The organism is Nostoc sp. LEGE 12454, assembly GCF_056620565.1.
The window spans coordinates 20,519-27,018 of sequence record NZ_JBWQXL010000068.1 but is presented as its reverse complement, the minus strand read 5'-3'; the positions used below and the strand labels follow the sequence as shown (position 1 = coordinate 27,018).

Below are 6,500 nucleotides of genomic sequence, written 5' to 3'. Positions count from 1 at the left end.
CTATCAAAGCCTTGGAGCACAAGGGTTTTAGGCTATAGTATTGCTGGAAGTCTCTAAGGAAGCAACAAATCTGTGAGCTATTCTGCTGTTTTGCCGCCAAGGCTAGTTTTAGATCCTCTGTTGCGTAGCTGGTTGTTAGAGGATATTGGCAGGGGCGATCGCACAACAAATACACTACTAGTTAAAGATGTGACGCTAGGTTCTGCTAAATGGATCGCTAAAGCTTCAGGGATAATTACTGGCTTACCAGTTGCAGCTAGGGTGTTTCAGATTTTGAATGAAAAAGTCAGCTTTGTGGCTGTGGCGGCTGAAGGTGCACGGTGTGAGCCGGGACAGGTGGTAGCTGAAATTCATGGTTCGCTGGATGCGTTGCTGATGGGGGAACGAGTCGCGCTCAACTTGGCTATGCGGTTGAGTGGGATTGCTACGCTGACTAATATATATATAGAGAAAATTGCTGATTTACCTGCTCAGTTGGTGGATACGCGTAAAACTACACCAGGTTTGAGACTGTTAGAAAAGTACGCGACTGCTTTGGGCGGGGCAATTAATCACCGTATGGGGTTGGATGATGCAGTAATGATTAAAGATAATCACATTGCGGCGGCTGGGGGGATTGGAGAGGCTGTTACCCGTATTCGTTCTCAGATTCCTTATCCCTTAACTATAGAGGTTGAGACGGAAAGTTTAGAGCAGGTGAAAGAAGCTTTGCAGCACAATGCTGACATTATTATGTTGGACAATATGTCTTTGGATATGATGCGTCAGGCGGTACACCTGATTCGCCAGGAGGATAGTCGGGTGAAAATTGAAGCTTCGGGGAATGTGACTTTGGAAACGATTCGCGGCGTGGCGGAAACGGGTGTTGACTATATTTCTAGCAGTGCGCCGATTACTCAATCGAAGTGGTTGGATCTGAGTATGAGGATTGTACTTTAATTGTCAAAATGTCAGTAATACTTTATAAGTGCACAGAAAAAATAAAAATAGCGATCGCTTTAAACAACAGGTTTATTAATTTGCAGTCCCATGATTACTAAGTCCCGTTCAACGCTGTCAAGTTCGGCAATTTTAGGTAAATGTCCCCAACATTGAAAACCAAATGTTTCAAAAAGTTTTAAACTGGGCTGATTATGGGCAAAAATGAAGCATACTAGGCTCTTTATTCCCAAACTAGGACTTTCACTAATTGCTTGTGCTAAGAGTTGTCGTCCCAAACCACACCGATGAAAGCTAGGGGCGATATAAATACTAATTTCGGCAGTCTTACTATAAGCAGGTCGCCCATAAAAAGATTGGAAACTAAGCCATCCAGCAATTACTCCTTCTACTTCGATTACCCAAAGTGGGCGTTGTGAAGGCGATCGCCCTTTAAACCAAGCAAGGCGACTTTCCACAGATACTGGTTCTAAGTCAGCAGTTGCCATGCGGCTAGGAATTGCAGTGTTGTAAATTGCCACAATTGCAGGCAAGTCAGTTTCAGTCGCATGGCGAATGGTCATTGCTACCGTCTCAGAAAAAATCTTCAGAAAATATTTAAGAATAATACAGTGTTAATAGTAGCAATTCTACGGTTTCTATCGTAATTGTCACAGATACTTTGTCATGTAGGGATAGTCTACCTTAGATAAGATAATGGCTAACCCTATTACCAAGTATGCAATGCGTCACTATAAAAGCCACCGCAGCTGTTATAACTAGAGTAAAACTACAACATTCTACTTAATGTATTTTATTTAACAAAGAAAATTTTTAAGTTCTAACTTTTTCTTTCTTAAGCATTATTCAGTATTCATCCTAGAGAAATAGATAAATTTATCATGTTAGAAACAATAAAGATTTTACCTGAATATTTATATACTGTTTTTTAATCAAAGTTTCTATCAGATAATAAAACCTCAATTACATTAACAGGATAGATTACAAGTAATTATATCATGAGTAAAGATAGAGATGTTTTAGAATTATACATAACAACAATTGTAATTTGTACCTATTTTAATAAAAACTGGTTTTCAGTTTACTTCAATAATTACAAGTTACATATATAGCTAAAGATAGAGGTTGATACCATATATTGGTCTTTAGAATTAATATAAAATCCAATTAAAATTAAGCAAAAGTACTATGTCTATTCATTGTTTGAACAGTAAGGATAAATTTAGTACCAATAACAATACTAATGTTTCAAAACTTGTTGATATAGCACTTTTTATAGATCAAATAAAAAGTAGCATTTGGGTTTTTGGGATTCCATCTTGGCTTTTTGGGATAACGGATAGAAGTATAGCCGCGTTTGCCGATGGTTATTTATCTCCTATAGAAATATTTCAGCTATTTACAGCCTCTTTCTTTTTTGTAAGTTGGTTATATCTAAAGCCGGAAGAAAGCTTCAACAGTAATGATTTAGACCCCAGCCAGTATCAAGAATATCTAGATCGCACTCAAGCTAATAAGCTTCAAATAAAAAAGCTCCACATGATAAGCCAGGAGTATATTTTACCGTTTCCTTATATTTGCCAAATATATCATCTATTGAGCTTAAAGCATTTGGAAACAGTTCATAAGTTTAGCCTTAACAACCTGAAAATTTTTCAAATTAGCCACTTTCAGCCCACAAATACTGGTGGAATAATTAAATTTCAAACAATATTAGACTCACCAGCTAATCCTTTGAGAATTTGGCGACAACCTATTGTAGAGGTGGATTTAATATTACATACCCCTTACACTGTTGAACTAAGTATCCCAGTTTACAATAACAAAAGAATAATTGTTATATTTCATGCTTTCCCGTTAAATGACTCAGAACATCAATTTTTTATAGATATTTATAGTGACCTAGACTGGCCAAAGCCATTATTACAAATAATATTGCATTTTGCTTCTTGCTTGACCCTATTGGAAGATTTGCCGTATTTAAGAGCTTTAGCTGAAAAAAATATAGGGCGTTTATTCAACTTAAGTAAAACTTCAAATCACGAAACTGCATTGCTATTTAAAAGATTCGTTGAACTTTATAGTTCGAGTGGAGAACCAACTAGATTACTTGAAGGAAGGGAAGATAGTTAGGAGTTAGGAGTGAAGAATTAGGAGTTTAAAACTTCTCACTTCTGATTTTATTTAGAAACTTGCAAAAAATAAATTATCCCAAATTATTTGTAAATTTTTAAGGGCGCAAAGCTTTACGCCCTTACTACGATGGAGTGTTTTCTTACTGGAAGTCTTTTAGTTAAGCACGTGCTAGTAAGGGAGCAGCAGCTAGTAAAGTTTTGGTATAAGGGTGCTGAGGATTGGCAAAAATCTTTTTTGTCAGACCAAGTTCGACAATTTTACCACCATTCATTACGGCAATCCGATCGCACAAAAATCGAGCTAACCAAAGGTCGTGAGTGATGAATAGATAAGTTAACTCAAACTCTTCCTTTAATTGCAACATCAAATCTAGCACCTGCGACTGAACGCTGGCGTCTAACATACTCACAGGTTCATCGCAGATTAAGAGTTTCGGGTGAGTAATCAAAGCACGAGCGATCGCTACTCTTTGCTGTTGTCCACCAGACAAATCCGACGGATAACGCTCATAATACACTCCTGGGGGTGTTAAGCCAACTTTATTCAGCATCCACAAAACCTGTTCTTTTGCTTTGGCAGGATTGGCTAAATTGTGGATAAATAAAGGATCTGCAATACTTTGTCCCACTGTCATCGCTGGATTGAGACAAGCATGAGGGTCTTGAAAAACCATTTGTATTTGTCGCCGCGAGGAACGAATTTCTTGACGCGATAGTTTAGTTAAATCCTGTCCTAAAAACTCAACTTTGCCACTAGTGGGACGAATTAGTTGCAATATTGTTCGTGATAGCGTGCTTTTACCACAACCTGATTCCCCGACTAAGCCGAGAATTTCTCCTGAATAAAGATCCAGGTTGATTCCATCTACTGCTTTAATTGTCTGCGCTTGTGTGTTAAGCAGTCGTTCGATAAAGTTAGGTTCTATAGTGTAGTGTTGCTTGAGTTCTGTAACACTCAAAATTGGAGATTGCTGATTAATAATCGGTAATAGCTTTTCTTCGTCATTGGCAATTATCAATTCTCCACTATCAGTTACTGCTTGAATATGTAATGCTGCTTTTAAAAGCGATCGCGTATATTCATGTTGAGGTTGCCTAAATACGGTTTCTGTAGCACCCATTTCGACCATCTTGCCGTTGTACATCACGCCAATGCGATCGCAATACTCAGCCACCATTGCTAAATCGTGAGAAATCAGCAACAATCCCATGTTTTCTTCACCGCACAGGCGAGTTAATTCTTGCAATATCTGTGCGGATACGGTGACATCTAAACTGGTAGTGGGTTCGTCAGCAACAATAAACTTGGGGTTGAGGAGTAAAGCTAAAGCGATCGCTACCCGTTGTCGCATTCCACCGCTAAACTCATGAGGATACTGATTCCAGCGACTGACTGGAATATTCACTTTTGCCAAGGTAGCAAGTGCTTTTTCTTTAGCTTCCCGCGTTGATAATTCTGGTGAGTGCGCCTGGAGGGTTTCGATACAATGCTTACCAATGGTCATCAACGGATCGAGGCGTGTCATGGGATCTTGAAAAATTAAGGCGATCGCCTCTCCCCGAAATTTCCGTAACTGATTAGGTGTCAAGTCAAACACGGACTGTCCTTGAAATGTCACCTGTCCCTCAATACGGCTAGAGGATGGTAGTAAACGCATTACTGCCCGTCCAATAGTTGATTTACCACAACCTGACTCTCCCACCAATCCCATTCTTTCACCTGGTTTCAAGGTGAAAGATACATCATCAACCGCCCAGGTTGCTTCTTCTCCACTTCGCCCAGGATAGGCAACTCGCAGATTTTCGATACAGAATAAGGCTTCACTCATAATTAGTTATCAGCCCTGAGCTACCAGTTTTTATAATTTCAAATTTAGGATAGTCTATCAAATTAAGTATTAGACCTGTTTTATAAAACTTACCTAAACGTAGCCAAACTTGATTTGGTGTAGCTGTAGCGATCGCGTTCATAAAGTAAGAGTAACCTATGTTTAAAAGCATTGGACTTAGTTTGTATCTCACGGCACTTAATGGTCGTACCATATCTTCTTTATAAACAGGGTAATGACCCACAACTAAAGTAATCAATCATAATTCTTTCCTCCTGCCTCCTGCCTTCTGCCTTCTGCCTTCTGCTTCCTCTTAATTGGAGACAGCTATCGATATTCTTGATAACCACTGCTAAAGTTGATACAGCACACAACTATGATGTTATAAGTGCAAAATTTAAATCTGTAGGAACTAGAATCAAAATTAAGTCAGTAAATCAGGATTTTCAAGTTAATATTATGGAGCAAAATCAGCCAGAACAGCGCCGCGCTGCCGATCGAGTGTTTCAAGAATCCCTCGAACAGTTGGAGGATGTCTTACAAGAAAGTTCGACTGAGGAAGAAGATATCCCCCAACTGCATACTAGTAATTTTACTGAAGTCGAACTCGATCGAGACTTGATAGATATTGATTTAGCGGCTCTTGAGGACGCAGTTGCTGATATTGAACAATATCTTGAAGAAATAACAAAAACCCAATTGGGGTAAAAAGTTAAAATTTATTCTTGACAAATTAGTTGCCGTTGAGCTTCGTACAACATTAAAGCGGCTGCGATCGCCACATTCAAGGATTCCACTCCAGGACTCAAAGGAATTCTTACTTGGTGGTCTGCGATCGCTGCTAAATCTGCCGACAATCCAGCGCCTTCATTTCCCAGTAAAATCATACTGGGTTTTCGCCAGTCCACTTCCCAATAAGTTAAAGTCGCATCGGGTAAGGTTGCCACTACCTGCATTCCTGCCTGCTGACTTTGTTGGACTGTCGCTTTTAAATCTTCGGTTACGGCTGTTGCGAGGCGAAACCATTGCCCTGCGGAAGCACGTAGAACTTTAGGACTATCTAAGTCTACACTATCTCCACTGACCCACAACCCTGATGCTCCGGCGGCGGCGGCGGTGCGGATCATTGTACCCAGGTTGCCGGGATCTTGTACCGTTTCTAAAGCTAGAACTAAACCAGTAAATGGTAGTTGAGTTTGGCGTTTGCTTCGTTTTGCCGTTGCCACTACACCATCCGGTTGGACTGTGGTCGCGATCGCATCCAAGACTTCTTGACTGACAATTTCGGCGCGATCGCATCGACTACGAGCTTCTTCCCACAGCGAAGAATGGTCTACTTGCCAATCTGGGGTACAACACACTGTTTCTAGTGGGTAATTGACCGCACAAGCTTCTTCTAACAAGTGCGTCCCTTCTAGTAAAAATAACTGTTGCTTATGCCTCTCCTTGGTGGAGTGCAGCTTGCGGATTTGTTTGATTAGGGAATTCTGTAAACTGGTCAACATCAAAAAATTAAGAGTTAGAAATTAGTAATTAGGAGTTAATTTAGTTGTTTTTCAACTCATAACTCTTAACTTATAACTCCTAACTTAGATAG

General features: G+C 39.8%; 7 protein-coding genes. 3 read left to right on the top strand and 4 right to left on the bottom strand.

What is annotated here, in order from left to right; all coding sequences use genetic code 11:
- Positions 1-72 precede the first annotated feature (72 nt).
- Positions 73-939, top strand: a complete 867-nt coding sequence (gene nadC, locus AC1F2U_RS32680; RefSeq protein WP_480264919.1) for a carboxylating nicotinate-nucleotide diphosphorylase — start codon at positions 73-75, stop codon at positions 937-939.
- Between the two features lie 59 nt (positions 940-998).
- On the opposite strand, the gene AC1F2U_RS32675 is transcribed toward nadC, so the two are convergent.
- Entirely contained in the window at positions 999-1,502 is a 504-nt protein-coding gene (locus AC1F2U_RS32675) for an N-acetyltransferase family protein (RefSeq protein WP_480264918.1), read from the bottom strand.
- A 625-nt stretch (positions 1,503-2,127) separates the two neighbouring features.
- Between AC1F2U_RS32675 and AC1F2U_RS32670 the strand changes: the two genes are divergently transcribed.
- The gene (locus tag AC1F2U_RS32670) at positions 2,128-3,072 is read left to right on the top strand and encodes a hypothetical protein (RefSeq protein ID WP_480264917.1); all 945 of its coding nucleotides are present in this window, start codon (positions 2,128-2,130) and stop codon (positions 3,070-3,072) included.
- A gap of 160 nt (positions 3,073-3,232) precedes the next feature.
- Here the strand turns inward: AC1F2U_RS32670 and AC1F2U_RS32665 are convergent, their stop codons facing one another.
- Positions 3,233-4,903, bottom strand: coding sequence for a dipeptide ABC transporter ATP-binding protein (locus tag AC1F2U_RS32665; protein ID WP_480264916.1), 1,671 nt, complete (start codon positions 4,901-4,903; stop codon positions 3,233-3,235).
- Positions 4,896-5,075: a hypothetical protein gene (locus tag AC1F2U_RS32660; protein WP_480264915.1), complete on the bottom strand. Its 180-nt coding sequence runs from the start codon at positions 5,073-5,075 to the stop codon at positions 4,896-4,898. The genes AC1F2U_RS32665 and AC1F2U_RS32660 overlap by 8 nt, the downstream gene beginning before the upstream one ends.
- Before the next feature lie 287 nt (positions 5,076-5,362).
- On the opposite strand from AC1F2U_RS32660, the gene AC1F2U_RS32655 reads away from it, so the two are divergent.
- Positions 5,363-5,611, top strand: coding sequence for a hypothetical protein (locus tag AC1F2U_RS32655; RefSeq protein ID WP_480264914.1), 249 nt, complete (start codon positions 5,363-5,365; stop codon positions 5,609-5,611).
- 11 nt (positions 5,612-5,622) lie between these two features.
- Here AC1F2U_RS32655 and AC1F2U_RS32650 read toward each other — a convergent pair whose 3' ends face one another.
- The gene (locus AC1F2U_RS32650; RefSeq protein ID WP_480264913.1) at positions 5,623-6,408 is read right to left on the bottom strand and encodes a TrmH family RNA methyltransferase; all 786 of its coding nucleotides are present in this window, start codon (positions 6,406-6,408) and stop codon (positions 5,623-5,625) included.
- Between the last annotated feature and the right edge of the window lie 92 nt (positions 6,409-6,500).

Excerpts from the sequence above, each read along its gene's own strand:
- AC1F2U_RS32675 (WP_480264918.1), bottom strand. The coding sequence starts at position 1,502 with ATGACCATTCGCCATGCGACTGAAACTGACTTGCCTGCAATTGTGGCA.
- AC1F2U_RS32670 (WP_480264917.1), top strand. The coding sequence starts at position 2,128 with ATGTCTATTCATTGTTTGAACAGTAAGGATAAATTTAGTACCAATAAC.
- AC1F2U_RS32665 (WP_480264916.1), bottom strand. The coding sequence starts at position 4,903 with ATGAGTGAAGCCTTATTCTGTATCGAAAATCTGCGAGTTGCCTATCCT.
- AC1F2U_RS32660 (WP_480264915.1), bottom strand. The coding sequence starts at position 5,075 with ATGCTTTTAAACATAGGTTACTCTTACTTTATGAACGCGATCGCTACA.
- AC1F2U_RS32655 (WP_480264914.1), top strand. The coding sequence starts at position 5,363 with ATGGAGCAAAATCAGCCAGAACAGCGCCGCGCTGCCGATCGAGTGTTT.
- AC1F2U_RS32650 (WP_480264913.1), bottom strand. The coding sequence starts at position 6,408 with ATGTTGACCAGTTTACAGAATTCCCTAATCAAACAAATCCGCAAGCTG.